General features: G+C 61.5%; 22 protein-coding genes. 5 read left to right on the top strand and 17 right to left on the bottom strand.

From position 1 onward, the window contains the following. Positions 1–62 precede the first annotated feature (62 nt). The 8 genes from D8U70_RS05720 to D8U70_RS05685 all read right to left on the bottom strand — a co-directional run bounded on the left by D8U70_RS05720 (position 63) and on the right by D8U70_RS05685 (position 7,341). Entirely contained in the window at positions 63–278 is a 216-nt protein-coding gene (locus D8U70_RS05720) for a TOBE domain-containing protein (protein ID WP_003229256.1), read from the bottom strand. Between the two features lie 29 nt (positions 279–307). Then, complete coding sequence (gene ssuB / locus D8U70_RS05715) at positions 308–1,114, bottom strand: aliphatic sulfonates ABC transporter ATP-binding protein (RefSeq protein WP_130928458.1); 807 nt, start codon at positions 1,112–1,114, stop codon at positions 308–310. Continuing rightward, positions 1,111–1,893 (bottom strand): aliphatic sulfonate ABC transporter permease SsuC, encoded by a 783-nt coding sequence (gene ssuC / locus D8U70_RS05710; protein WP_011336451.1) that lies wholly within the window; start codon positions 1,891–1,893, stop codon positions 1,111–1,113. The genes ssuB and ssuC overlap by 4 nt, the downstream gene beginning before the upstream one ends. Before the next feature lie 9 nt (positions 1,894–1,902). Next, positions 1,903–3,051 (bottom strand): FMNH2-dependent alkanesulfonate monooxygenase, encoded by a 1,149-nt coding sequence (gene ssuD / locus D8U70_RS05705; RefSeq protein ID WP_016772653.1) that lies wholly within the window; start codon positions 3,049–3,051, stop codon positions 1,903–1,905. Between the two features lie 25 nt (positions 3,052–3,076). Beyond that, positions 3,077–4,051: a sulfonate ABC transporter substrate-binding protein gene (locus D8U70_RS05700; RefSeq protein WP_110644464.1), complete on the bottom strand. Its 975-nt coding sequence runs from the start codon at positions 4,049–4,051 to the stop codon at positions 3,077–3,079. A gap of 89 nt (positions 4,052–4,140) precedes the next feature. After that, a complete protein-coding gene (gene ssuE, locus D8U70_RS05695) occupies positions 4,141–4,734 on the bottom strand; it encodes an NADPH-dependent FMN reductase (RefSeq protein WP_039757455.1) in 594 nt (197 codons plus the stop codon). A gap of 321 nt (positions 4,735–5,055) precedes the next feature. After that, complete coding sequence (locus tag D8U70_RS05690; RefSeq protein WP_122705621.1) at positions 5,056–5,694, bottom strand: peroxiredoxin; 639 nt, start codon at positions 5,692–5,694, stop codon at positions 5,056–5,058. Positions 5,695–5,985: 291 nt separating this feature from the next. Next, the gene (locus D8U70_RS05685) at positions 5,986–7,341 is read right to left on the bottom strand and encodes an OprD family porin (protein ID WP_130928457.1); all 1,356 of its coding nucleotides are present in this window, start codon (positions 7,339–7,341) and stop codon (positions 5,986–5,988) included. A 364-nt stretch (positions 7,342–7,705) separates the two neighbouring features. Here D8U70_RS05685 and tauA point away from each other — a divergent pair, with 364 nt between their 5' ends. Beyond that, positions 7,706–8,695: a taurine ABC transporter substrate-binding protein gene (gene tauA / locus D8U70_RS05680; protein WP_130928474.1), complete on the top strand. Its 990-nt coding sequence runs from the start codon at positions 7,706–7,708 to the stop codon at positions 8,693–8,695. Between the two features lie 136 nt (positions 8,696–8,831). On the opposite strand, the gene argA is transcribed toward tauA, so the two are convergent. Together argA and argE are read right to left on the bottom strand one after the other, a co-directional pair. After that, the gene (gene argA / locus D8U70_RS05675) at positions 8,832–10,133 is read right to left on the bottom strand and encodes an amino-acid N-acetyltransferase (RefSeq protein WP_016772647.1); all 1,302 of its coding nucleotides are present in this window, start codon (positions 10,131–10,133) and stop codon (positions 8,832–8,834) included. A gap of 262 nt (positions 10,134–10,395) precedes the next feature. Further along, positions 10,396–11,550, bottom strand: a complete 1,155-nt coding sequence (argE, locus tag D8U70_RS05670; protein ID WP_130928456.1) for an acetylornithine deacetylase — start codon at positions 11,548–11,550, stop codon at positions 10,396–10,398. Positions 11,551–11,706: 156 nt separating this feature from the next. On the opposite strand from argE, the gene D8U70_RS05665 reads away from it, so the two are divergent. Next, entirely contained in the window at positions 11,707–13,077 is a 1,371-nt protein-coding gene (locus D8U70_RS05665; RefSeq protein WP_130928455.1) for a CYTH domain-containing protein, read from the top strand. Between the two features lie 120 nt (positions 13,078–13,197). On the opposite strand, the gene D8U70_RS05660 is transcribed toward D8U70_RS05665, so the two are convergent. Beyond that, complete coding sequence (locus D8U70_RS05660; protein ID WP_024014730.1) at positions 13,198–13,662, bottom strand: Lrp/AsnC family transcriptional regulator; 465 nt, start codon at positions 13,660–13,662, stop codon at positions 13,198–13,200. A gap of 125 nt (positions 13,663–13,787) precedes the next feature. On the opposite strand from D8U70_RS05660, the gene D8U70_RS05655 reads away from it, so the two are divergent. The 3 genes from D8U70_RS05655 to D8U70_RS05645 all read left to right on the top strand — a co-directional run bounded on the left by D8U70_RS05655 (position 13,788) and on the right by D8U70_RS05645 (position 16,389). Then, complete coding sequence (locus tag D8U70_RS05655; protein ID WP_122748319.1) at positions 13,788–14,126, top strand: hypothetical protein; 339 nt, start codon at positions 13,788–13,790, stop codon at positions 14,124–14,126. Positions 14,127–14,218: 92 nt separating this feature from the next. Then, entirely contained in the window at positions 14,219–16,003 is a 1,785-nt protein-coding gene (locus D8U70_RS05650) for a GspE/PulE family protein (RefSeq protein ID WP_122506176.1), read from the top strand. A 65-nt stretch (positions 16,004–16,068) separates the two neighbouring features. Beyond that, positions 16,069–16,389, top strand: coding sequence for a DUF2388 domain-containing protein (locus D8U70_RS05645; protein WP_177433949.1), 321 nt, complete (start codon positions 16,069–16,071; stop codon positions 16,387–16,389). A gap of 186 nt (positions 16,390–16,575) precedes the next feature. Here D8U70_RS05645 and gcvP read toward each other — a convergent pair whose 3' ends face one another. The 6 genes from gcvP to D8U70_RS05610 all read right to left on the bottom strand — a co-directional run bounded on the left by gcvP (position 16,576) and on the right by D8U70_RS05610 (position 25,566). Continuing rightward, positions 16,576–19,449, bottom strand: coding sequence for an aminomethyl-transferring glycine dehydrogenase (gene gcvP, locus D8U70_RS05640; RefSeq protein WP_130928453.1), 2,874 nt, complete (start codon positions 19,447–19,449; stop codon positions 16,576–16,578). A gap of 236 nt (positions 19,450–19,685) precedes the next feature. After that, complete coding sequence (gene gcvH, locus D8U70_RS05635) at positions 19,686–20,069, bottom strand: glycine cleavage system protein GcvH (RefSeq protein WP_073470982.1); 384 nt, start codon at positions 20,067–20,069, stop codon at positions 19,686–19,688. A gap of 47 nt (positions 20,070–20,116) precedes the next feature. After that, complete coding sequence (gcvT, locus tag D8U70_RS05630; protein ID WP_071172161.1) at positions 20,117–21,199, bottom strand: glycine cleavage system aminomethyltransferase GcvT; 1,083 nt, start codon at positions 21,197–21,199, stop codon at positions 20,117–20,119. A 155-nt stretch (positions 21,200–21,354) separates the two neighbouring features. Then, positions 21,355–22,971, bottom strand: a complete 1,617-nt coding sequence (locus tag D8U70_RS05625; protein ID WP_130928452.1) for an iron ABC transporter permease — start codon at positions 22,969–22,971, stop codon at positions 21,355–21,357. Between the two features lie 153 nt (positions 22,972–23,124). Next, positions 23,125–24,129, bottom strand: a complete 1,005-nt coding sequence (locus D8U70_RS05620; protein ID WP_073470981.1) for an extracellular solute-binding protein — start codon at positions 24,127–24,129, stop codon at positions 23,125–23,127. 219 nt (positions 24,130–24,348) lie between these two features. After that, positions 24,349–25,566 carry a 2-octaprenyl-3-methyl-6-methoxy-1,4-benzoquinol hydroxylase gene (locus tag D8U70_RS05610; RefSeq protein ID WP_177433948.1) on the bottom strand — a complete coding sequence of 406 codons (1,218 nt, stop codon included), beginning with the start codon at positions 25,564–25,566 and terminating at the stop codon, positions 24,349–24,351. Positions 25,567–25,568: the final 2 nt, after the last annotated feature.

Below are 25,568 nucleotides of genomic sequence, written 5' to 3'. Positions count from 1 at the left end.
TCGGCAGGCACAAAAAACCCCGCAGGGCTCACACCCTCCGGGGTTGTTTTTTGCTCACCGACTTACAACTTGGCGATCGATACCTCGGTGGATTTCACAAAGGCGATCACTTCGCTGCCGACCACCAGCTCCAGCTCTTTCACAGAGCGGGTGGTGATCACCGAAGTGACGATGCCCGAAGCGGTCTGCACGTCGATTTCCGACAGCACGTCGCCGAGGACGATTTCCTTGATCGAGCCTTTGAACTGGTTGCGCACGTTGATGGCTTTGATAGTCATGGCATTGATTCCTGTCGTTGATAAAGGTGTTATTGCGCCCAGCGCAATTGCGCAGGCAGGGGTGAAACGGGTTCCGGCGCCGGCGGTTCGCCGGGCAGGGACAGAACACGGTTGAGCACTTCGGTTTCCAGTGCGGCGAGGCGATGCGAGCCACGGACACGCGGGCGCGGCAGTTCGACGTGCAGGTCGAGGCCGACTTCGCCGTCCTCGATCAGGATCACCCGATCGGCAATCGCCACCGCTTCACTAACGTCATGGGTCACCAGCAGCACGGTAAAACCGTGTTGCTGCCACAGCCGTTCGATCAGTTGCTGCATCTCGATGCGGGTCAGGGCATCCAGTGCGCCGAGCGGTTCGTCGAGCAGCAACAGACGCGGCTGATGGATCAGCGCCCGGGCCAGCGCCACGCGCTGCTTCTGGCCACCGGACAACGCCGCCGGCCAGTCATCCGCGCGATCGGCCAGACCCACTGCGTCCAGTGCATCCAGCGCTTGCTGGCGCCAGTTGCCCTTGAGGCCGAGACCGACGTTGTCGATGATCCTTTTCCACGGCAGCAGCCGCGCTTCCTGGAACATCAGCCGCGTATCGTCGCGCGCCTGGCTGAGCGGCGCGGAGCCGGCCAGCAGCTCGCCGCCAGTCGGTTGATCGAGGCCGGCGAGCAAGCGCAAGAACGTGCTCTTGCCACAACCGCTGCGCCCGACCACGGCGACAAACTGCCCCGCCGGAATGTGCAGATCGATGTCGCGCAGCACCTGGCGCGCGCCGAAGGTTTTCTGCAGGTTGCGCACCGCCAGTGGAATCCCGCGCAACAGGCGTGGAGGTTGTTGAGCGGTCATGCCGCACCTCCCTTGGCAACCTGATAGGCCGGATGCCAGCGCAGCCACACACGTTCAAGTCCACGGGCGGCGAGGTCGGCGAGTTTGCCGAGCACCGCGTAAAGCAGGATCGCCAGCACCACCACGTCGGTCTGCAAGAACTCTCGAGCGTTCATCGCCAGATAGCCGATGCCGGAGCTGGCCGAGATGGTTTCAGCGACGATCAGCGTCAGCCACATGAAGCCCAGGGCGAAGCGCACGCCGACCAGAATCGACGGCAGCGCGCCCGGCAGAATCACCTGCCAGAACAGGCTGAAACCGCTCAGACCATAACTGCGCGCCATTTCCACCAGCGCCGGGTCGACGTTGCGGATGCCGTGATACGTGTTCAGGTAGATCGGGAACAAGGTGCCCAGCGCCACGAGGAAAATCTTCGCTGACTCGTCAATGCCGAACCACAGGATCACCAGCGGAATCAGCGCCAGATGCGGCACGTTGCGGATCATCTGCACCGAGCTGTCGAGCAGGCGCTCGCCCCACTTCGACAGGCCGGTGATGAAGCCCAGCACCAGACCAATGCTGCCGCCGATGGTAAAACCGAGTGCCGCGCGCCAGCCGCTGATTGCCAGGTGCGTCCAGATCTCGCCGCTGCGTACCAGACTGACGCCGGCTTCGATCACCGCCACCGGTGCCGGCAGAATCCGTGTCGACAACCAGCCCGCCGACACCGACAACTGCCACACCGCCAGCAGCAACACCGGCAACGCCCAAGGCGCGAGGCTGTGGATAAATTTCTTCATGGCCGCGCCTCAGCTCTGCGACGCGGCTTTGGGCAGGATGTCGTTGGCGACCATCTCACCGAACGGGCTGACATAACCGGCGCTTTTCGGCAGTTCCGGGCGCTCGACGTCGAGGTGTGGGAACAGCAACTCGGCCACCCGATACGATTCTTCCAGGTGTGGATAACCGGAGAAGATGAAGGTGTCGATGCCCAGATCGGCATATTCCTTGACCCGCGCTGCCACGGTCGGGCCATCGCCGACCAGCGCAGTACCGGCACCGCCACGTACCAGACCGACGCCGGCCCAGAGGTTCGGGCTGACTTCCAGATTGTCGCGGCTACCGCCGTGCAGCGCGGCCATGCGTTGCTGGCCGACCGAATCGAAGCGCGCCAGCGAAGCCTGCGCACGTTGGATGGTGTCGTCGTCCAGATGCGAGATCAGCCGGTCCGCTGCCTGCCAGGCTTCGGCGTTGGTTTCACGGACGATCACATGCAGACGAATACCGAAGCGCACGGTGCGGCCGAGCTTGGCGGCTTTGGCCCGGACTTGTGCGATCTTCTCGGCCACCGCGGCCGGCGGCTCGCCCCAGGTCAGGACCATCTCGACCTGCTCGGCCGCCAGATCCTGCGCCGCTTCCGAAGAGCCACCGAAATACAGCGGCGGACGCGGTTGCTGGATCGGCGGATACAGCAGCTTCGCGCCCTTCACGCTAATGTGCTCGCCGTCGTAATCGACGGTTTCGCCTTCCAGCACACGGCGCCAGATACGGGTGAATTCCACCGAAGCCTGATAACGCTCTTCATGGTTGAGGAACAGGCCATCGCCGGCCAGTTCTTCCGGATCGCCACCGGTGACCAGATTGAACAGCGCGCGCCCGCCGGACAAACGATCCAGCGTGGCTGCCTGGCGCGCCGCAACCGTCGGGGAAATGATCCCGGGGCGCAGGGCGACGAGGAATTTCAGACGCTGGGTCACTGGAATCAGCGAGGCCGCGACCAGCCACGAGTCTTCGCAGGAACGCCCGGTCGGAATCAGCACCCCGCCAAAACCCAGACGATCCGCCGCTTGCGCGACCTGTTGCAGGTAACCGTGATCAACAGCGCGGGCGCCTTCGGCGGTGCCAAGGTAATGGCCGTCGCCGTGGGTAGGCAGGAACCAGAAGATGTTGAGGCTCATGGAGTGGTCTCCTTTTGGATTCGAATTACTGGGCTTGGGAGCTTTGGGCCACAGCGGCCGGCGGGGTCCAGATCACATCCTTGATGCTCAACGGCTTGGGAATCAGCTTGAGCTGGAAGAACGTGTCGGCGATTTTCTGTTGCGCGGCGACCACTTCCGGGGTCAGGAACAGCGCGCCGTAGCCCTGGCGTTTCACCGAGGTCAGAGTGATGTCCGCCGGCAGGCCAAGCAGTGGCGCGACCTGTTGCGTCACGTCTTCGGGATTGGCTTGCGACCATTCACCAACCGCGCGCACTTCTTCGACGAGGGTCTTGATCACCTCAGGATTTTTCTGCGCGTAAGGTTTGGTCGCGAGGTAGAACTGGTGGTTGTCGACGATGCCTTTGCCGTCACGCAGGGTGTGCGCTTGCAGTTGTTTCTCGGCAGCGGCCTGGTACGGATCCCAGATGACCCAGGCGTCGACACTGCCACGTTCGAACGCAGCGCGGGCATCGGCCGGCGGCAGGAACACGGTCTGAATATCGCTGTACTTGAGGCCGGCGTCTTCCAGTGCACGCACCAGCAGGTAGTGCACGTTGGAGCCTTTGTTCAGGGCGACTTTCTTGCCCTTGAGATCGGCCACCGATTTGATCGGCGAGTCTTTCGGCACGAGGATCGCTTCGCTGTTCGGCGCTGGTGGTTCATAGGCGACGTAGAGCAGATCCGCGCCAGCGGCCTGGGCGAAAACCGGCGGGGTTTCGCCGGTCACGCCGAAATCGATCGAGCCGACGTTGAGGCCTTCGAGCAGCTGCGGGCCGCCGGGAAACTCGGTCCATTGCACGTCGACGCCTTGCGCAGCGAGGCGTTTTTCCAGCGTGCCCTTGGCTTTGAGCAGCACCAGCGTGCCGTACTTCTGATAACCGATCCGCAATGTCTCGGCTTGAGCTTGGGTGATGGCGCCGAAGGTGACAGCCGCAGCAAACAGAGCGACCAGACCACGACGCAAAAATACAGTGCGCATAGCGCTCTCCTTTTTGCTGTTGGGTTGTGGCTGCACCTGCTTGCCCGTTGGCGGGCGAGTAAGGCCAGTACTTCAAATTTCGATAAGGCTTAAATGCTCCAGCGAGCACTCAACAAACGTTCGTTCAGCAGGCCTGGCTCCAGCGGTTTCGGCCGGCGCGCCATGGCGCCGATGAACTGGTCCAGGGCCTCGTGCAAGCGCTGCTCCAGGGCCGGCGCCAGTTGCGCGGTGGCACTGCCTTCGCCGTAAGCGATCTGGCTGTCCTCGGCGAAAATGCCCTGAAGCATTTCCTGGGCCTTGAGTGCCGACAGCACAGGCTTGAGCGCGTAATCGACCACCAGCATGTGGGCGATGCTGCCGCCGGTAGCCATCGGCAAGACAACCTTGTGGTTCAAGGCACGCTCGGGGAGCAGATCCAGCAGGGTCTTCAGCGCTCCGGAAAACGAGGCCTTGTACACCGGCGTGGCGATCAGCAGGCCATCGGCGTTTGCGATCTGTTGCAGCAGGTCGAGGACCTTCGGACTGTCGAAGCGCGCGTGGAGCAGATCCTCGGCCGGGAAGTCCCGCACCTGATAACTCACCACTTCCACCCCTTGCTGTTGCAACCAGCGTTGCGAACGCTCCAGCAGCACCCCGGAACGGGAGCGCAGACTGGGGCTGCCACCGAGTGAGACGACCAGCATTGCAGATACCTTTAAGCGTTACGGGCGATTCGCAGGCTGCGATCTCGCTTCAATGGCAGTGACCTTACCAGCTGATTTATATATCCATAAATCATATTTATTCATTTGGTTATGCATTTAAGAGATATACCGCTGAGCAGAATCCAGGCGAAAAAAAAGGCCGTCGAAACGGCCTGAAATCCCCTGCGTTGTAGTCACACGAAGATCGTTCCCACGCTCTGCGTGGGAATGAATCCATGGACGCTCCGCGTCCACTGTGACGCGGAGCGTCACGGGCGGCATTCCCACGCAGAGCGTGGGAACGATCAAAATCTCACTGATTCATTTATTCGGCTGCGGCGTCAGGCGCAGGTACGGCTTCACCGCGCGATAGCCTTTGGGGAAGCGCTGCTTGATCTCGTCCTCATCCTTGAGCGACGGCACGATCACCACCTCTTCACCGTCCTGCCAGTTGGCCGGGGTGGCGACCTTGTAGTTGTCGGTGAGCTGCAGCGAGTCGATCACCCGCAGGATCTCGTGAAAGTTGCGCCCGGTGCTCGCCGGGTAGGTGATGGTCAGACGAATCTTCTTGTTCGGATCGATGACGAACAGTGAACGCACAGTCAGCGTGTCATTGGCGTTCGGGTGGATCAGGTCGTAGAGATCGGAGACCTTGCGATCGGCATCGGCCAGGATCGGGAAATTGACGATGGTATTCTGGGTTTCGTTGATGTCCTCGATCCACTTGTGGTGCGAGTCCACCGGGTCGACCGACAGCGCGATGGCCTTGACGCCGCGCTGGCTGAATTCATCCTTGAGCCTGGCGGTGAAACCCAGCTCGGTGGTGCACACCGGAGTGAAGTCCGCCGGATGGGAAAACAGCACGCCCCAGCTGTCGCCCAGCCATTCGTGGAAACGAATCTTGCCGGCGCTGGAGTCTTGTTCGAAATCGGGGGCGATGTCGCCGAGTCTGAGGCTCATGGTGCTGCTCCTGATGAGGGATGGGAGACAACAACTGTAGCTCGGGATCAATCAGTGTGAAAAAGAATAAATAACTAGATATCTAGATCATTAGTGAATATTAAACATCTGTTCATTGGACACCAGACGGCATCGCGACGAACATCCAACGCAAGGTTCGAGAAGGCCTTGAGTTGCAGCAAAGAGGGAAATCGAGAAGGGCTTACGGGGGTGAGCCTGACTCGAAACGCAAAAGCCCCGTCCGGCGCGATGCCGGACGGGGCTTTTTTTGCTTCAGTTGCTCGAGCGCTATTACAACAGCGGGATCGAGTAGCTGAGGATCAGGCGGTTTTCGTCCTGGTCGCGTTGACCAGCGATGTCGGTGCGCCACGAAGCGTTTTTCCACATGAAGCCGACGTTCTTCAACGGGCCTTCCGGAACCACGTACGCCACGGTCAAATCGCGTTCCCACTCGGAAGCGCCATTCGAAGTCTGGACGCGACCGGCGTTGTACGTATCGACGTTGTCACCACGCAGGTAAACCATACCGGCGGTCAGGCCTGGCAAGCCAACCTTGGCGAAGTCATAGGAGTAGCGTGCTTGCCAGGTGCGCTCGCCGGCACGGGCGAACTTCTGGATCTGCATGTCGGTGATGGTGTAGTTCGACGAACCGTCGCCCTGGTTCAGCCAAGGGAAGTCGCTGCTGCCGTTGCTCACCTGATAGCCGCCACCAAAGGTGTGACCGGCAACGGTGTAGAGGAACAAACCACTGTAGAGGTTGTTGTCGACTTTGCCGCGACCGTTGGCGAAACCAGAGTAGCTACCGTTGCTGAAGTAAGCAGGTGTGTTGCCGTTTGCGCCGTCGTCGGAACTGTTGAAGTAACGCAAGTCAGACTTCAAAACGCCCGGGCCGATTGCCCAGTTGTGAACCAGACCCAGGAAGTGTTGCTTGTAGAAATCTTCCAGGTTGCCGTAGTAGTACTGGGCAGTCAGGTCTTTGGTGATTTTGTAGTCACCACCGGCATAGATGAACTTGTTGCTGTTAATGGTGCGCGCGCTTGCACCACCGATCGACAGCTGTTCATTGTTGCTGGAGTTACGACCTTTCACGTGCTCGATCTGGCCACCGACCAGAGTCAGGTCCTTGATCTCGCCGGAAGTGATCTGGCCACCCTGCCAGGTTTGCGGCAGCAGACGACCATCGTTAGTGACGATGACCGGGTTCTTCGGCTGCAGAGTACCCAGCTTCAGTTCGGTCTGGGAGATCTTGGCCTTGGCCGTCAGACCCAGGCTGGAGAAGTTGTCAACCGCCTGACCGTTGGATTCGCTTGGGAAAACAGTGCCGCCGTAAGCAGTACCTGGGCCGCCGCCGGAGGCAACGTTACCGTTGGTGCCGCCGCCCGAATCCAGACGTACGCCCAGCAGGCCGATGGCATCGATACCGAAGCCGACAGTGCCTTGGGTGTAACCGGAAATGAAACGCAGATCGAAGCCTTGGCCCCACTCTTCGTTGCGACTTGGTTCGGCAGTGCCGTTACGGTTGTCAGTGTTGATATAGAAGTTGCGCAGACCCAGAGTAGCCTTGCTGTCTTCGATGAAACCGGCGGCGCCTGCCTGCTGCGCCATAACCCCAACGGCCACAGCCAGGGCCAAGGTGGACTTGTTCATGTATCGCTCCTCTCGTTCTAATTCTTGTGTTCCTGGTTCGGGGTCGATTTGCCCTGAATCCTAAGATGCGCGATTAGCGCCAGACCGTGACTGCCAAGTCAATCGTAACCTTGTGTGTCTACGACCATCGTCTAATCGCCAGTGATTGGGTCCCTGCAGCGTAAAGACTTCCTGATAATCCCAAAAAGAATTTATTCATCCTTTTTCATACCATTCGGACATATGGCCCATTAATGGCCCTTTGCGCCGGGAAACAGCGTATCGGCGCCTAAGCTCATTCCTAAATGGTATTTGTTGACCTTTTTTTAGATCGATTAGCTTTGCCGTGCTCCCAACACGGCAAATCCCATCGAAAAGGCGACGCATCATGGCGAAACGCGCACTATCAAGTCAATTTGTTACAGTTTGTGTGTCGGCACTGTTTTCTTTTTCCACACATGCCGCCGGTCTGACGGTCGGTTACCAGACCGGGATCGATCCGAGCAAAGTGCCGCAGGCCGATGGTGTCTATGAAAAAACCATCGGCGAGAAGATCGACTGGCGTCGTTTCAACAGCGGCCCGGAAGTCGTCACTGCCATTGCTTCTGGCGACGTGCAGATCGGCAACCTTGGCTCAAGCCCACTGGCAGCAGCTGCTTCACGCAATCTGCCGATCGTGGCGTTTATCGTTTCGGCGCAGATTAATGCCGCAGAAGCCTTGGTGGTGCGCAACGGCAGCGGCATCGACAAACCGCAGGACCTGATCGGTAAAACCATCGCCACACCGTTCGTGTCGACCTCGCACTACAGTCTGCTTGGAGCGCTGAAGCACTGGGGCCTGAATACTTCGCAAGTCAAAGTGGTCAACCTGCAACCGGCGGAAATCGCCGCCGCGTGGAAGCGTGGCGACATTGACGGGGCGTTTGTCTGGTCGCCGGCGCTAGGCGAGATCCGCAAGACCGGTAAGACCCTGACCGACGCCGCCCAGGTCGGCCAGTGGGGTGCGCCGACCTTCGAGGTGTGGGTGGCGCGCAAGGACTTTGCCGAGAAGCATCCCGAGGTCGTGGCCAAGTTTGCCAAGGTCACCCTGGAGTCGTTCGCTGATTACGCCGCACACAAAGACAGCTGGACGGCCGACTCGGTGCCTGTGCAGAAAATCGCCAAATTGACCGGTGCCAACGCAGCAGATGTGCCGGAACTGCTGGCCGGTTCGGCGTTCCCGGATGCCAAGGCGCAGCAAAGCACGGCGCTGCTGGACGGCGGCACCGCCAAGGCCATTGCCGAAACGGCGAAATTCTTGAAGGAACAAGGCAAGGTCGAGGCGGTGCTGCCTGATTATTCGCCGTACGTCAGCGCCAAATTCATCACTGACTGAATGCAGAACCCTGTGGTGAGGGGATTTATCCCCGCTGGGTCGCGTAGCGACCACCTATGGTTTCACTTGGAAACGCAAGGGGACTGCTGCGCAGTCCAGCGGGGATGAATCCCCTCGCCACAGACCTCGCTGTTGTTCAGAGGGTCTTTTCGAAGATCTTCGAGTTGCGCTGATAGTTGTACAGCGACGCCCGTGCCGCTGGCAGGCGTTCGACGCTGCTTGGCTCGAACCCGCGCTCGCGGAACCAGTGCGCGGTGCGCGTGGTGAGTACGAACAGGGTTTTCAGACCCTGCGCCCGCGCGCGGGTTTCGATGCGTTCGAGCAATTCGTCGCCGCGTCCGCCGTGGCGATACTCCGGATTCACCGCCAGACACGCCAGTTCGCCGGCATCGGAATCGGCAATCTGATACAGCGCCGCACAGGCGATGATCATGCCTTCGCGCTCGACCACGCTGAACTGCTCGATCTCGCGCTCCAGCACTTCCCGCGAGCGGCGCACCAGAATGCCCTGCTCTTCCAGCGGACTGATCAGGTCGAGCAAACCGCCGACGTCTTCAATCGCCGCCTCGCGCACCAGTTCGAATTGCTCTTGCGCAACCAGCGTACCGCCACCGTCACGGGTGAACAGTTCGGTCAGCAGCGCGCCGTCTTCGGCGTAACTGACGATATGACTGCGCGCCACGCCGCCACGGCAGGCTTCGGCGGCGGCATCGAGCAACTCCGCTTGATAGTTGCTCATGCCGAGGCGCTGCAAATGGGCCGGCACTTGCTGCGGGCGCAGCTCGCGTACCAGCTTGCCGTTTTCGTCGATCAGGCCGAGCTCGGCGCCGAACAACAGCAGCTTGTCCGCGCCCAGATCAATCGCGGCGCGGGTAGCGACGTCTTCGCAGGCGAGGTTGAAAATTTCACCGGTCGGCGAATAGCCCAGCGGCGACAGCAATACGATCGAGCGCTCGTCGAGCAGGCGATTGATGCCCTTGCGATCGACCCGACGCACTTCGCCGGTGTGGTGATAGTCGACACCTTCCAGCACGCCGATCGGCCGCGCGGTGACGAGGTTGCCGCTGGCCACGCGCAGGCGCGAGCCCTGCATCGGCGACGAAGCCATGTCCATCGATAGCCGGGCTTCGATAGCGATGCGCAACTGGCCGACCGCATCGATCACACACTCCAGCGTCGCGGCATCGGTGATGCGCATGCCGTGATGGTAATGCGGGGTCAGGCCACGGGCGGCGAGGCGGGTTTCGATCTGCGGGCGCGAGCCGTGCACCAGCACCAGACGCACGCCAAGACTGTGCAGCAAGACCAGGTCGTGGACGATGTTGCCGAAATTCGGATGCTCGACGCCGTCGCCGGGCAGCATGACAACGAAGGTGCAATCGCGATGGGCATTGATGTAAGGGGACGCGTGGCGAAGCCAATTGACGTATTCGGGCATGAACCTGGGCCTGTAATAAAGAGCAGCCGAAAAAAGGGGCGAAACGAAAAACGCACAGCGGGCTGATGGTTATCGTCGGAACAGGCTTGGCGACACGCGCGCTCTCCTCATGAATACGGGTTGTGGTGCAGGCAATTTACCGGGTTGATGCAAGACATTTAACCCAGTGGGAGCGAGCCTGCTCGCGAAAGCGGTGGATCAGGTTCATCAATGGCGACTGACAAAACGCTTTCGCGAGCAGGCTCGCTCCCACACAGGGCCGTCATCGTTCGTCTGTCGTCAGGCAGTAATGTTCAATCAACTGCCGAATCAGATGCACGGTAGGCTGCAAACGTGACATTTCAAGGTACTCGCCGGGTTGATGCGCGCAGGCAATGTCGCCGGGGCCGAGGACGATGGTTTCGCAGCCGAGGCGCTGAAGATAAGGCGCTTCGGTGCCGAACGCTACTGCTTCGGCGCGATGGCCGGTGAGCTTTTCAGCGATGCGCACCAGTTCGGCATCTTCGGACTGCTCGAACGGCGGCACTTCCGGGAAAAGCGGTCGGTAATCGATCTTCACCTTATGCCGCTCGGCCACCGGGTTGAGCTTGCGCAGAATTTCCGCACGCAGCAGGCTCGGGTCCATGCCCGGCAGCGGCCGCAAGTCGAACTCCAGCGAACACTGGCCGCAGATGCGATTGGGGTTGTCGCCGCCATGAATGCAACCGAAGTTCATCGTCGGTTGCGGCACGCTGAATTGTGGATTGCTGAATTCGCGCTGCCACAACAGACGCAGACCGCGCAGTTCGCCGATGGCATCGTGCATCGCTTCAAGGGCGCTGTGGCCCAGGCGCGGATCAGACGAGTGGCCGCTCTGCCCGAGGATGTCGATGCGCTCCATCATGATGCCTTTGTGCATGCGAATCGGCTTGAGCCCGGTCGGCTCGCCGATCACCGCCGCGCGGCCCAACGGTTGCCCGGCCTCGGCCAGCGCGCGGGCGCCGGACATCGAGCTTTCTTCGTCGCAGGTGGCGAGGATCAGCAGCGGTTGCTTGAACGGCTGATCGAGCAGCGGCCGTACGGCTTCGATGATCAGCGCGAAGAAACCCTTCATGTCGCAGCTGCCCAGCCCGACCCAGCGGCCATCAACCTCCGTGAGCTTCAGCGGGTCGGTCTGCCACAACGCGTCGTCGTACGGCACGGTGTCGCTGTGCCCGGCCAGCACCAGGCCGCCGGGGCCGCTGCCGAAACTGGCGAGCAGATTGAATTTGCCGGGGCTGACCTGCCGGATATCGCAGCTGAAGCCCAGGTCACCAAGCCAGCCCGCCAGCAGATCGATGACGGCGCGGTTGGACTGGTCCAGGTTCGGTTGAGTACAGCTGACCGATGGCGCGGCAATCAGCGCGGCGAACTGGTCTTGCATGGACGGCAATGGCATCACTGACTCCAGGTCCCGGATTGAGGCCCACTATAGAACCATCCGGCGCGCGGAATAAACCGCCGCAGGGCGTAGGAAGTTTGACTCCTGTACACTGCACGGCCTTGGCAGCCACACATTCCCCCGGCTGCGCTCCCGATTCTGGATGTTCCGGCCATGCAAAAAGAAACTGAAATCAAACTCCGCGTCAGCCGCGAAACCCTCGCTGCCCTGCGCGAGCACCCGCTGCTGAAGAAACGCAACAAAAGTGGCTGGGAACGCCGTGAGTTGATGAACCAGTACTTCGACACCCCCGAGCGCGACCTCGCCCAAGCCAAAGTCGCCCTGCGCCTGCGCAAGGACGGTGACGAAGTGATTCAGACCCTCAAGACCCGTGGCCAGAGCGTCGCCGGTCTGTCCGAGCGTAACGAGTACGACTGGAAACTGGCGAAAGCCAAGCTCGACGTGAAAAAACTCGACGGCGAATGCTGGCCCGAGTCGCTGGCCGAGCTGGACAAGAAAACCCTCAAGCCGATCTTCACCACCGATTTCGTCCGCGAGCGCGCCGAAATCGCCTGGGGCCGTGGCAAGACCAAAGTGGTCATCGAAGCCGCGCTGGACCTCGGTCATGTGGTGGTCGGCAAGCAGAAGGAAGAAATCTGCGAGCTGGAACTGGAACTGCGCGAAGGCGAGCCTGCCGCGTTGCTGGAACTAGCTGCCGAATTGGCCGAAACCCTGGCGCTGATTCCATGCGATATCAGCAAGGCTGAGCGCGGTTATCGTCTGCACGACGCCAACAGTTACTCGCTGAGCCTGCCGGCGCCGCAGCTGACCAGCGAAACCCGTCTCGACGACGCCTTCGCCGCGCTGAGCTGGCATCTGCTCGGCAGCAGCCAGCGTCTGGCCGAACAATATCGCTTCAACGGTCACTGGCGTCTGTTGCAGGACTGGGTCGAGAACCTCGCGGAAATGCGCGCCCTGCTCAGCAGCCTCGGCCAGGCGGCGCCGCGTCAGTCGACCCACGATTTGCGTGTGGCCCTCGATGCCTTGCTCGAAGACTGGCGCCCGTTGGTGCAGGTCGGCATCGAGGACGAAGACGTGCGCAAGGCCGCGCCGGAGCAGTTCCTCGAAGAGCTGGAAGATCCGCGCTGGGGCCAGTTCTCGCTGAACGCTTCACGCTGGCTGTTGGCCCGCACCTGGACCGCCGACCGCAACACCCGTGGCAACCGTCAGGGTGACGCGCAACTGCACAGCTGGTTGCCGCGTCTGTTGGGCGAAGAAGCCACCGCTCTGCAGCTGCAACGCTATCAGCAGCAGCCGGAAGATCTCGCTGAACAACTGCCGCGTATCGAACGCATTCAGGTCTGGTTGCACCACGCGCGCAACGTGCTGGACATCCCGGAAATGGATCGCCTGTACGGTGAACTGAACAAACTGGCGCAACTGGCCAACGAGCCGACCATCACCGACGAACTGCTCGATGCGCGCAAGCATCAGGCGATTGCGGTGTACCAGAACCGCGCCTGGAAAATCCTCCTGCGCATGTGATGACCCTGTGGCGAGGGGATTCATCCCCGCTGGGTCGCAAAGCGGCCCCGTTCTTAAAAAAGCGGGGACTGCTGCGCAGCCCAGCGGGGATAAATCCCCTCGCCACAAAGGCCATCCGCACTAGACCGGCAGGCTGGTGGTGGACTTGATCTCCGACAGCGCCACGATCGAATTCACTTCCTGTATCCCCGGCACCAGCGACAGCTTTTCGAAAAAGAACCGCTCGTACGCCTCGATATCCGCCGCGACAATGCGCAGCATGAAATCCACCGCCCCCATCAGCACATAACACTCCAGCACTTCCGGAAAGCCGCGAATCGCCTCGGTGAATTCGGTGAAGTTCGAACGCCCATGAGCGTTGAGTTTGATCTCGGCAAAAATCTGCGTGTTCAGGCCGATTTTCTTGCGATCCAGCAAGGTCACCTGGCCGCGAATGATGCCCTCCTCCTTCATCCGCTGAATCCGCCGCCAGCACGGCGATTGCGACAGGCCCACCTGCTCGGCGATCTGCGCGCTCGACAGCGAAGCGTCTTCTTGGAGCAAAGCGAGGATCTTGCGGTCGTAGGCGTCCAGCTCGCTGTGCATAAAAAATCCTCAAAGATCAGCTTTCACGAATAAACTCTTTCGATAAATCCGTTCAGGCGCCGATCATAGCCAAGAAATACCCCGCACCGAATGTAAAAATTTCTCCACTGATCTGGAGATTCACCATGCCGCACCTTGAAGCCGTGAACAGCCCCGCCACCCGCGCCGATGTCTGGAACGTCAACAACGCCCATTGCCTGGCGCAGTACCGGATCCTCGCCGAGGCCGAGCCGGATCTGCTGGTGCGGGTGCTGAATCTGTTCGCCTTGCAGTTTCTGACCCCGGAGCAGGTCAACGTCCAGCGCCAGGACGATCTGCTGTCGATCGATCTGCTCATGAGCGGCCTGAGCTGGCATCGCGCGCAAGTGATCGCGGAGAAACTGCGCAACCTGATCAGCGTCTGCACAGTGGACCTGCACAACGCCGACGCGGCGTGGCAGGCGCCCGCCCAGGCTGCCGGCTGACAAATCCGGCAACGGCTTCGTCGGGTAGTGGCCCAACGGTCAGCGGGGCCACGACTATCCTTTTGCGCATGACGCTTAAAAAGGAAAGCCGCATGTCCGTTCAATTTGTCACTCAGGACCGCTGGCTGGACCTCAACGATGTATTACGGGAACTGGTCGCCCAAGGCTTCATCTGCCAGGACGCGGCGGAACAGGCGCTCAATGCCCGCCGTCGCCATGCTGCTCACGGGCAGATGCATCCGCTGGAATTCATCGCCAGCCAGCAACTCGACGACCTCAGCCGTCCGGGCAAACATCTGGATCTGGAAAGCCTGACCCTGTGGCTGGCGCAACAGGCCGGTCAGCCGTATTTGCGCATTGATCCGCTGAAAATCAATGTCGCGGCGATCACGCCGCTGATGTCCTACGCCTTCGCCCAGCGCCACAAGATTCTCGCCGTCGCCGTGGACCGCGACTCGGTCACCGTGGCCAGCGCTCAGCCCTACGTCAGCGGCTGGGAAGCCGACCTGACCCACGTATTGAAGCTGCCGATCAAACGTGTCGTGGCCAACCCGGTGGACATCCAGCGCTTCAGCGTCGAGTTTTTCCGGCTGGCCAAATCGGTCAGCGGTGCCAGCAATGCCGACGCCCAGAGCGGCAACCTCGGCAACTTCGAACAACTGCTCAACCTCGGCGCCAGCGACCAGGAGCCGGACGCCAACGACGCGCACATCGTCAACATCGTCGACTGGCTGTTCCAGTACGCCTTCCAGCAGCGCGCCAGCGATATCCACATCGAACCGCGCCGTGAGCACGGCACCGTGCGCTTTCGCATCGACGGCGTGCTGCACAACGTCTATCAATTCCCGCCGCAGGTGACCATGGCGATCGTCAGCCGCCTGAAAAGCCTCGGGCGCATGAACGTCGCGGAAAAGCGCAAACCCCAGGATGGCCGGGTCAAGACCAAGACCCCGGACGGCGGCGAAGTGGAGTTGAGGCTATCGACCTTGCCGACGGCGTTCGGCGAAAAAATGGTCATGCGGATTTTCGACCCCGAAGTGCTGCTGAAGAATTTCGATCAGTTGGGTTTCAGCGCCGACGACCTGCGCCGCTGGCAGGACATGACCCGCCAGCCCAATGGCATCATTCTGGTCACCGGGCCGACCGGTTCTGGCAAGACCACGACCCTGTACACCACGCTGAAAAAACTGGCGACGCCAGAGGTCAACCTCTGCACCATCGAAGACCCGATCGAAATGGTCGAGCCGGCCTTCAACCAGATGCAGGTGCAGCACAACATCGAACTGACCTTCGCCGCCGGGGTGCGCGCGCTGATGCGACAGGACCCGGACATCATCATGATCGGCGAGATCCGCGATCTGGAAACTGCGGAAATGGCGATTCAGGCCGCGCTCACCGGGCACTTGGTCCTGTCCACCCTGCACACCAACGACGCGCCGAGCGCCATCAGCCGTTTGCTCGAACTCGGTGTGCCGCATTACCTGATCAAAGCCACCGTGCTCGGCGTTATGGCTCAGCGTCTGGTGCGCACCTTGTGCCCGCACTGCAAGGCGCCGCTGACGCTCGAAGATGAAGACTGGCAAACCCTGACCCGGCCCTGGCAGGCGCCGCTGCCGAGTAATGCGCAACGGGCGATCGGTTGCCTGGAATGCCGCGACACCGGCTATCGCGGGCGCGCCGGCGTGTACGAAATCATGCAATTGAGCGACAGCCTCAAAGCGTTGATCACCCCGGATACCGACCTCACCGCGATCAGGCGTCAGGCCTTCAAGGAAGGCATGCGCAGCCTGCGCCTGTCCGGCGCGCAGAAAGTCGCGGCGGGGCTGACCACGGTGGAAGAAGTGCTGCGGGTGACGCCGCAAAGTGAGTTGAAATAATTCAGCACGGAACTGGATCGGGGGATCGGCTATCCAACCCCGTAGTCAATCCCAGGAGTCACCTCATCATGCGTCTCAAACTCGCTGTCGCCACCTTGGCCCTGCTGTCGCTTCCCGTTGGTTCGGCCATGGCGGACAGCTTTTGGCGTAACGTCATCTCCTCCGGCGCCACCACCGGTTCGACCTACCTGACGTTCAAGGATCACAAGCTGATCGTCGCCGCCCAGGACGACGCCGGCAGCTTCGTCGCCAGCGACGGCGGCATCCGTGGCCCGTACCTGGAAGCAGCGATGCAGAAAGTACGCGCCGACACCCCGGGCCTGCAGGCTTCGGACATGGAACTGGCGAACGCGATTCTGGCGAAGAACGCCGTGGCTTCCGAGTAAGCCTCGCACCCTCAAAAATGCCGCTCGATCGAGCGGCATTTTTTTGCCCGGATTACCGCCTCACCACCATGCCTTGTGGGAGCGAGCCTGCTCGCGAAAGCGGTGAGCCAGTCACCGAAAATGCTGGCTGGACGATTGCTTTCGCGAGCAGGCTCGCTCCCACAGGGACGGTGGTGGATTTAGAGATCAGCGGTAATCCTCCACCGGCACACACGCGCAATACAGATTGCGATCGCCGTAGACGTTATCCACCCGATTCACCGCCGGCCAATATTTGTGCAATCGAGTGTGCGCATCCGGGGTGATGGCCTGTTCGATGCTGTAAGGCCGTTCCCAGATCCCAGTGACATCGGCCAAGGTATGCGGCGCGCGTTTGAGCGGATTGTCTTCGCCCGGCCAGTTGCCCTTGTGCACTTCATTGATCTCGGCGCGAATGCTCAGCATCGCCGCGATGAAGCGGTCGAGCTCTGCCTTGGACTCGCTCTCGGTCGGCTCGACCATCAACGTACCCGGTACCGGGAAGGACATGGTCGGCGCGTGGAAGCCGTAATCCATCAGACGCTTGGCGACGTCCTCCTCGCTGATGCCGGTCTGCGCCTTCAGTGGGCGCAGATCAAGAATGCATTCATGCGCCACCCGGCCGTTGCGCCCGGCGTAAAGCACCGGGAATGCTCCGGATAGATGCTGCGCCAGATAATTCGCCGCCAGAATCGCCACCTCGCTGGCGTCCGCCAGTTGCGGGCCCATCATGGCGATGTACATCCAGCTGATCGGCAAAATGCTCGCACTGCCCCACGGTGCTGCGCTGACTGCGCCGTTCTGTGCCAGCGGCCCGTCAATCGGCACCACCGGATGATTGGCGACGAACGGCGCCAGATGCGCGCGAACGCCGATCGGGCCCATGCCCGGCCCGCCGCCGCCATGGGGAATGCAGAAGGTCTTGTGCAGGTTCATGTGCGAGACGTCGGCGCCAATGTCCGCCGGTCTGGCCAGGCCGACCTGGGCATTGAGATTGGCGCCATCCATATACACCTGGCCGCCGTGCTGATGGATCACTGCGCAGATTTCGCTGATGCCTTCCTCGTAAACCCCATGGGTCGACGGATAAGTCGCCATCAGGCACGACAACTTGTTCCCGGCCTCGGCGGCTTTCAGCTGCAAATCATCCAGATCGACATTGCCCGCCTCATCGCATTCGACAATGACCACACGCATCCCAGCCATCTGCGCCGACGCTGGATTGGTACCGTGAGCCGACGACGGAATCAGGCAGATATCCCGCGCGCCCTCCCCTCGGCTCTCGTGATATTTACGGATCGCCAGCAGCCCGGCGTACTCGCCCTGCGCGCCGGAGTTGGGCTGCATGCAGATCGCATCGAAACCGGTAATCGCGCAGAGCCAACGCTCAAGCTCCTCGATCATCAGCGTGTAACCGACAGCCTGCTCCCTCGGCACAAACGGATGCAGATGGGCGAACTGCGGCCAGGTGATCGGGATCATCTCGCTGGTGGCGTTGAGCTTCATCGTGCACGAGCCCAGCGGGATCATCGATTGGTTGAGCGCCAGATCCTTGTTTTCCAGCTGTTTGAGGTAACGCAGCATCTCGGTTTCGCTGTGGTGAGCGTTGAACACCGGATGTTGCAGGTACGGCGTACTGCGCTGGAGTTCGTCGGGAATTCCCGAGGCGATGTCCTGCGTATCAAGCGCATCAACGCTCAGGCCGTGATCGGCGCCGAGCAGCACATCGAACAGCTTCGCCACGGTGTGTTCATCACAGGTCTCGTCCAGACTCAGACCGACGCGGCCGCGCCCAAGAATGCGCAGGTTGATCTGCGCTGCCTGAGCACTTTCGATGATCGCCGTTTGCGCACCGCCGACCTCCAGAGTCAGCGTGTCGAAGAACTGCCTGTTGAGCCGTTTGATGCCGTTGCGCTCGAGTCCCGCCGCAAGGAGGCAGGTCAGGCGATGCACGCGCTGGGCGATACGCTTCAAACCCTCCGGGCCGTGATACACCGCGTAGCAACTGGCGATATTGGCCAGCAGCACCTGCGCTGTGCAGATGTTCGAATTGGCTTTCTCGCGGCGGATATGTTGCTCGCGGGTTTGCAGGGCCATGCGCAGCGCGACGTTGCCGCGAGCATCTTTCGACACACCGATGATCCGCCCCGGAATCGCTCGTTTGTATTCCTCGCGGCTGGCGAAAAACGCCGCGTGCGGGCCGCCATAACCCATCGGCACACCGAAACGCTGGGACGAACCGAACACCACATCGGCACCCAACTCACCCGGCGGCGTCAGCACCAGCAGGCTGAGCAAATCGGTGGCGACGCAGGCCAGGGCCTGTTGTGCGTGCAGGTGGTTGATCAAGGGTTTGAGATCGCGGATTTCGCCGTGGGTGTCGGGGTATTGCAGCAGCGCGCCGAACACCTCGTGCTGCGCCAGGTTATCCACCGCGTCGACGATCAGCTCGAAGCCGAAACCTTCGGCGCGGGTCTGTACCACGGAGAGGGTTTGCGGATGGCAATTTTCATCCACAAAAAACAGATTGCTCTTCGACTTCGCCACGCGCTTGGCCAAAGCCATGGCTTCGGCCGCTGCGGTAGCCTCATCGAGCAGCGAGGCGTTGGCCAGTTCCAGGCCGGTGAGGTCGATGGTCAGCTGCTGAAAATTCAGCAGGGCTTCGAGCCGGCCCTGGGCGATCTCAGGTTGATATGGGGTGTACGCGGTGTACCAGCCGGGATTTTCCAGCACGTTGCGCAAGATGACGGTCGGCGTGACGGTGCCGTGATAGCCCATGCCGATCAGGCTGGTGAACAGCTGATTCTGCTCGGCATAACCGCGGAGTTTCGCCAGCGCAGTCTGTTCGTCGAGGGCTGGCGGCAGATCCAGTGCGCGATTGAAGCGAATGCCCGGCGGCACGGTCTGCTCAATCAGCTCGGCGCGACTGCCCAGGCCGAGGCTGTCGAGCATCGCCTGCTGCTCGGCGGCATCCGGGCCGAGGTGGCGGCGCAGAAAGGCTTCGGGATCGCGTAACTGGCTCAGGGACGGCGACTGGGACATGACGGGCTCTCCTGGCTGGCGCTTGGCGTCAATCGACACGGTCAAACCAGCATAGCAGGCGAATTTTCAAGATCACGCCGCCCCTGTGGGAGCGAGCCTGCTCGCGAAAGCGGTGTTTCAGAAACCTTGGCATTGACTGATATGGCGCTTTCGCGAGCAGGCTCGCTCCCACAAAGGGATACTCGTCACCCATAAAAAAGCCCCGACGAATCGGGGCTTTGCGTGTTGCCGGCGACTTACTCGCCGATGGCAGCCTTGTAAGCCGCAGCATCCAGCAGCTTGTCCAGCTCGGCCTTGTCGCTTGGCTTGAGCTTGAAGATCCACGCGCCGTACGGGTCGGAGTTCAGCAGTTCGGGCGAGCCGCTCAGGTCTTCGTTGATCGCGATGACCTCACCGCTGACCGGGGCGTAGATGTCGGAGGCGGCTTTCACTGACTCGACCACGCCGGATTGGTCACCGGCGGCGAACACCTTGCCGACTTCGGTCAGTTCGACGAACACCACGTCGCCAAGCGCTTCCTGCGCGTGATCGCTGATGCCCACGGTGACGGTGCCGTCGGTTTCCAGACGCGCCCATTCATGACTTTCGGCAAAACGCAGTTCGGCAGGGATATCGCTCATCTTCGGTTCCTCGGAAATTGGTCAGCGGTCATACCCGCCAGAAAAGGTTAGATCAAGGTTTTGCCATGGCGTACGAAGGTCGGTTTGACCACTCGCACCGGATACCACTTGCCACGGATTTCCACTTCGGCGCGGTCGGCGGTTGCCATCGGTACACGCGCAAGGGCAATCGATTTGCTCAGCGTAGGAGAGAAACTACCACTGGTGATCTCCCCTTCGCCAACATCGGCGATGCGAACCACCTGGTGAGCGCGCAAAACGCCGCGCTCTTCCAGTACCAGACCGACCAGTTTGTGCGCCACACCGGCGGCTTTTTCCGCCTCCAGCGCCGCACGGCCGATGAACTGCCGCGAGGCCGGCTCCCAGGCGATGCTCCAGGCCATGTTCGAGGCCAGCGGTGAAACGTCCTGATGAATGTCCTGACCGTACAGGTTCATTCCGGCCTCGACCCGCAAGGTGTCGCGAGCACCGAGACCGATCGGCGAAATACCCGCACCGACCAGATCGTTGAAGAAACCCGGCGCCTGATTCGCGGGCAGGCAGATTTCCAGGCCATCCTCGCCGGTGTAACCGGTACGCGCGATGAACCAGTCGCCGTCGATAGCGCCTTCGAAAGGTTTGAGTTGCTGGATCAGCGTGGCGCGCGACTGGGTCACCAGTTCGGCAATCTTGTGCCGGGCCTGCGGGCCCTGGATGGCGAGCATCGCCAGCTCGGCGCGCTCGTGCAGTTGCACGTCGTAGGCGCCGAGCTGGGCGTTCATCCAGGCCAGATCCTGATCGCGGGTCGAGGCGTTGAACACCAGCCGGTACGCGTCGTCGAGGCGATAGACGATCATGTCGTCGACGATGCCACCGCGCTCATTGAGCATGGTGCTGTACAACGCCCGGCCGGGGCGGTGCAGTCGTTCGACGTCGTTGGCCAGCAGATGCTGGAGCCAGGCCTTGGCCTGGGCGCCGGTGACATCGATCACGGTCATATGGGAAACATCGAACACCCCGCAATCGCGGCGCACTTCGTGGTGCTCCTCGACCTGCGAGCCGTAATGCAGTGGCATGTCCCAACCGCCAAAATCGACCATCTTCGCGCCGAGCGCGAGGTGCAGGTCATACAGAGGCGTACGCTGTCCCATGGGTTTCTCCTTCCGGGCGTGGCGAGGGTGCGGACCGCCGCTATACGGCGGAAAGCCTTGATGAATAAGGCTTGCAGCCGATCCCAGCGCACGGGTCTGTCAGACGAACCGCACCGAATGCCGCGCATTGTAGCCGCATGATGTAGGACTGACGACTAAGTGTTTCGGTGCGCCGAACGTCGGATTAGGCCGATGACCGGCAACAGCCCGACCAGCACCAGGGTCAATGCCGGCAATGAGGCGCGCGCCCATTCGCCTTCACTGGTCATTTCAAAGATGCGCACCGCCAGCGTGTCCCAGCCAAACGGGCGCATCAGCAGGGTCGCAGGCATTTCCTTGAGCACATCGACGAACACCAGCAACGCGGCGCTCAAGGTGCCGGGCAGCAGCAGCGGCAGATACACTTTGAAAAACAGTCGCGGCCCACTGACACCTAGACTACGTGCCGCTTCGGGCAAAGATGGCCGTATACGCGCCAGACCGCTTTCCAGCGGCCCATAGGCGACGGCAATGAAGCGCACCAGATAAGCCATCAGCAACGCCGCGAGGCTGCCGAGCAGCAACGGTTTGCCGGCACCACCGAGCCAGGCGGAGAGCGGAATCACCAGTTCACGATCCAGATAACTGAAGGCGAGCATGATCGACACCGCCAGCACCGAACCGGGCAAGGCGTAGCCGAGATTGGCCAGACCGACCCCGGAGTTGATCGCTTGGGTCGGTGCCAGGCGCCGGGCAAACGCCAGCAACAGCGCAACGCTGACGGTGATCAGCGCCGCCATGGCACCCAGGTACAGCGTGTGCAGAATCAGTCCGGCGTAGCGCTCGTCCAGATCGAAGCGTCCACGCTGCCAGAACCACACGATCAGTTGCAGCACCGGGATGACGAAGGCGCAGGCGAACACCAATCCACACCAGCCTGTCGCCGCGAAGGCCTTGATTCCCCGCAGGTGATACAGCGCTTTCACCCGTGGCCGCTCGTTGGCGGCTCGATTCGCCCCGCGTGCACGGCGTTCACCGTACAGCACCAGCATCACCACCAGCAGCAACAGACTGGCCAGTTGCGCGGCGCTGGGCAGGCTGAAGAAGCCGTACCAGGTCTTGTAGATTGCCGTGGTGAAGGTGTCGAAGTTGAACACCGAGACCGCGCCAAAATCGGCCAGGGTTTCCATCAGCGCCAGCGCCACGCCCGCGCCAATCGCCGGACGCGCCATCGGCAGCGCAACCCGCCAGAACGCCTGCCACGGCGACTGGCCGAGCACCCGCGCCGCTTCCATCAGGCCTTTGCCCTGAGCCAGAAACGCGGTGCGCGCCAGCAGATAAACGTAGGGATAAAACACCAGCACCAGCACCACGATCACCCCGCCGGTGGACCGTACCCGAGGCAGGCGCAGGCCGGTGCCGAACCATTCGCGCAACAGGGACTGCACGGGGCCGGCGAAATCGAGCAGGCCGACGAAAACGAACGCCAGTACATACGCTGGAATGGCGAAGGGCAGCATCAGCGCCCAGTCGAGCCAGCGCCGACCGGGGAATTCACAGAGGCTGGTCAGCCACGCGAGGCTGACACCCAGCAGGGTCACGCCGACACCGACGCCGAGGATCAGCGTCAGGGTATTGCCGAGCAGACGCGGCATCTGGGTTTGCCACAGGTGCGACCAGATCTGCTGATCGATGGTCTGCCACGACAGCAGCAGCACGCTCAGCGGCAACAACACCAGCGCGGCGATGGCGAAGACGATGGGGTACCAGCGGCGTTGGGCGGGGTGGGCCAAGGAAACAATCTCGTTCAAATGATTGTGCCCACGCTCTGCGTGGGCACACATCCTGTGACGCTCCGCGTCACGCTTTCAGCGGCACGACGCAGAGCGTCGAGGGCTGCATTCCCACGCGGAGCGTGGGAACGATCAACAGTTACACGAAACGCCTCAATTCCACCCCGCCCGATCCATCATCCGGATCGCCTCGGCCTGACGCTTGCCCGCCACTTCAACCGGCAAGGTATCGGCGACAAACTTGCCCCACGCCGCCACTTCTTCCGATGGCGCCACCGCCGGGTTGGCCGGGAATTCCTGGTTCACGTCGGCAAAAATCTTCTGTGCCTCAGGCGTGGTCATCCATTCGACCAACGCCTTCGCGGCTTCCGGGTGCGGTGCATGTTTGGTCAGGCCGATGCCCGACAGGTTCACATGCACACCGCGATCGGCCTGATTCGGCCAGAACAGCTTCACCGGCAATTCAGGCTTCTGCTTGTGCAGGCGACCGTAGTAGTAGGTGTTGACGATGCCGACGTCGCACTGCCCGGCGTTGATCGCTTCCAGCACTGCAACGTCATCGGAGAACACGTCAGTGGACAGGTTGTTGACCCAGCCCTTGAGGATTTTCTCGGTCTTCTCGGCGCCGTGGACTTCGATCATGGTCGCAGTCAGCGACTGGTTGTAGACCTTCTTCGCCGTGCGCAGGCACAGGCGGCCTTCCCAATTCTTGTCGGCCAGCGCTTCATAGGTGGTCAGTTCACCCGGCTTCACCCGCTCGGTGGAATAGGCGATGGTCCGCGCGCGCAGGCTCAGGCCGGTCCAGGCGTGGGTGGACGAGCGATATTGCGCGGGAATGTTGGTGTCGATGGTTTTCGAGGTGAATGGCTGGAGGATGCCCATCTGCTCGGCCTGCCACAGGTTGCCGGCATCGACGGTAAGCAGCAGATCGGCGGTGGCGTTTTCACCTTCGGCCTTGATGCGCTGCATCAGCGGCGCTTCCTTGTCGGTGATGAACTTGATCTTCACCCCGGTCTTGGCGGTGTAGGCATCGAATACCGGTTTGATCAGCTCATCGATACGCGACGAGTAAACCACCACCTCATCGGCGGCCTGGGCAGTGGTGCTGCCGATCAGGGTCAAGGCCAGTGCGGTCAGAAGACGCTTGGGTGCCAACATGGGAGTGGTCTCACGGTCGGGAAAGGTGGGCCAAATGATAAGGACTCACATTTACCACCACAATCGAACACTGGGGGAAGGCGTTACCAGATGTTGCACGACTCAAAACTGCGGTAAGTGGGCGGACGCTTTCGCGAGCAGGCTCGCTCCCACATTGGAATGCATCTCAACTGTGGGAGCGAGCCTGCTCGCGAAGGGGCATCAGCCTCAATGAGGCGGTCAGGGCTTTGCCAGAGCTGGAAGATCACCGGTCAGCCCCAGCGCCTCGCGCACAAACAACGCCTTCGCCTCGGGCATCTGCTCGACCAGCTTCAACCCGGCATTGCGCAACCAGCGCAGTGGCAGCGGGTCGGCCTGGAACAACCGCTCGAAGCCTTCCATCGCCGCCATCAGCGCCAGATTGTGCGGCATACGCCGACGCTCGTAGCGGCTCAGCACCTTCACGTCTGCCAGTCGCTCACCGCGCTGATGCGCTTGCAGCAACACTTCCGCCAGCACCGCTGCATCGAGGAAACCAAGGTTCACACCCTGCCCCGCCAACGGGTGAATGGTGTGCGCCGCATCACCGATCAAGGCCAGGCCTTCAGCGACATAACGTTTGGCGTGACGCTGACGCAGCGGCACGCACAGACGCGGGTCGGCGCTGATCACTTCACCGAGGCGCCCTTCGAACGCGCGCTCCAGCTCAGCGCAAAACGCAGTCTCTTCCAGCGCCATCAAGCGCTCGGCTTCAGCCGGTGTGGTCGACCAGACGATCGAGCACCAGTCCTGCTGACCATCACGTTCCAGCGGCAGAAACGCCAATGGCCCGTGATCGGTAAAGCGCTGCCAGGCGGTTTTGCGGTGCGGCTGGCTGCAGCGCACGCTGGTGACGATGGCGTGATGCAGATAATCCCACTCGCGAGTCGCCACCCCAGTGAGACGGCGCACCGCTGAATTGGCGCCGTCCGCCGCGATCACCAGCGGTGCGCGCAAGGTGCGGCCATCGGCCAGGGACAGCAGCCAGTCATCGCCGGAGCGACGCATCTGTTCCAGCCGCGCATTGGCCAGCATGCCCAGGTCGCAGTCATGCAAACGCTCGAGCAGAGCATCCTGGACCACGCGGTTTTCGACGATGTGGCCGAGCACATCGGCATGCACACTGCTTGCCGAGAAATGAATCTGCCCGGTGCCGCTGCCGTCCCAGACGTGCATGTCGGTGTACGGGCTGCTGCGCCGCTGGGCGATGCCGTCCCAGACGCCAAGGCGTTCGAGAATGCGCTGACTCGCCGCGGACAATGCGCTGACGCGCGGTTCGAACGCAGCGTCGGCAGCGAAGGGTTTGACACTCAGCGGGCTACCGTCGAGCAACAGCACTTCCAGCCCACTGTCCTGTAACGCCAGCGCCAGGGCGCTGCCGACCATTCCGGCTCCGACAATCAGCAGATCTGCGCGCATTT

Source organism: Pseudomonas sp. Sample_20 (assembly GCF_004307585.1).
In the GTDB taxonomy this organism is placed as follows: Bacteria; Pseudomonadota; Gammaproteobacteria; order Pseudomonadales; family Pseudomonadaceae; genus Aquipseudomonas; species Aquipseudomonas atacamensis.
This window is presented reverse-complemented; position numbering and strand designations above follow the sequence as displayed.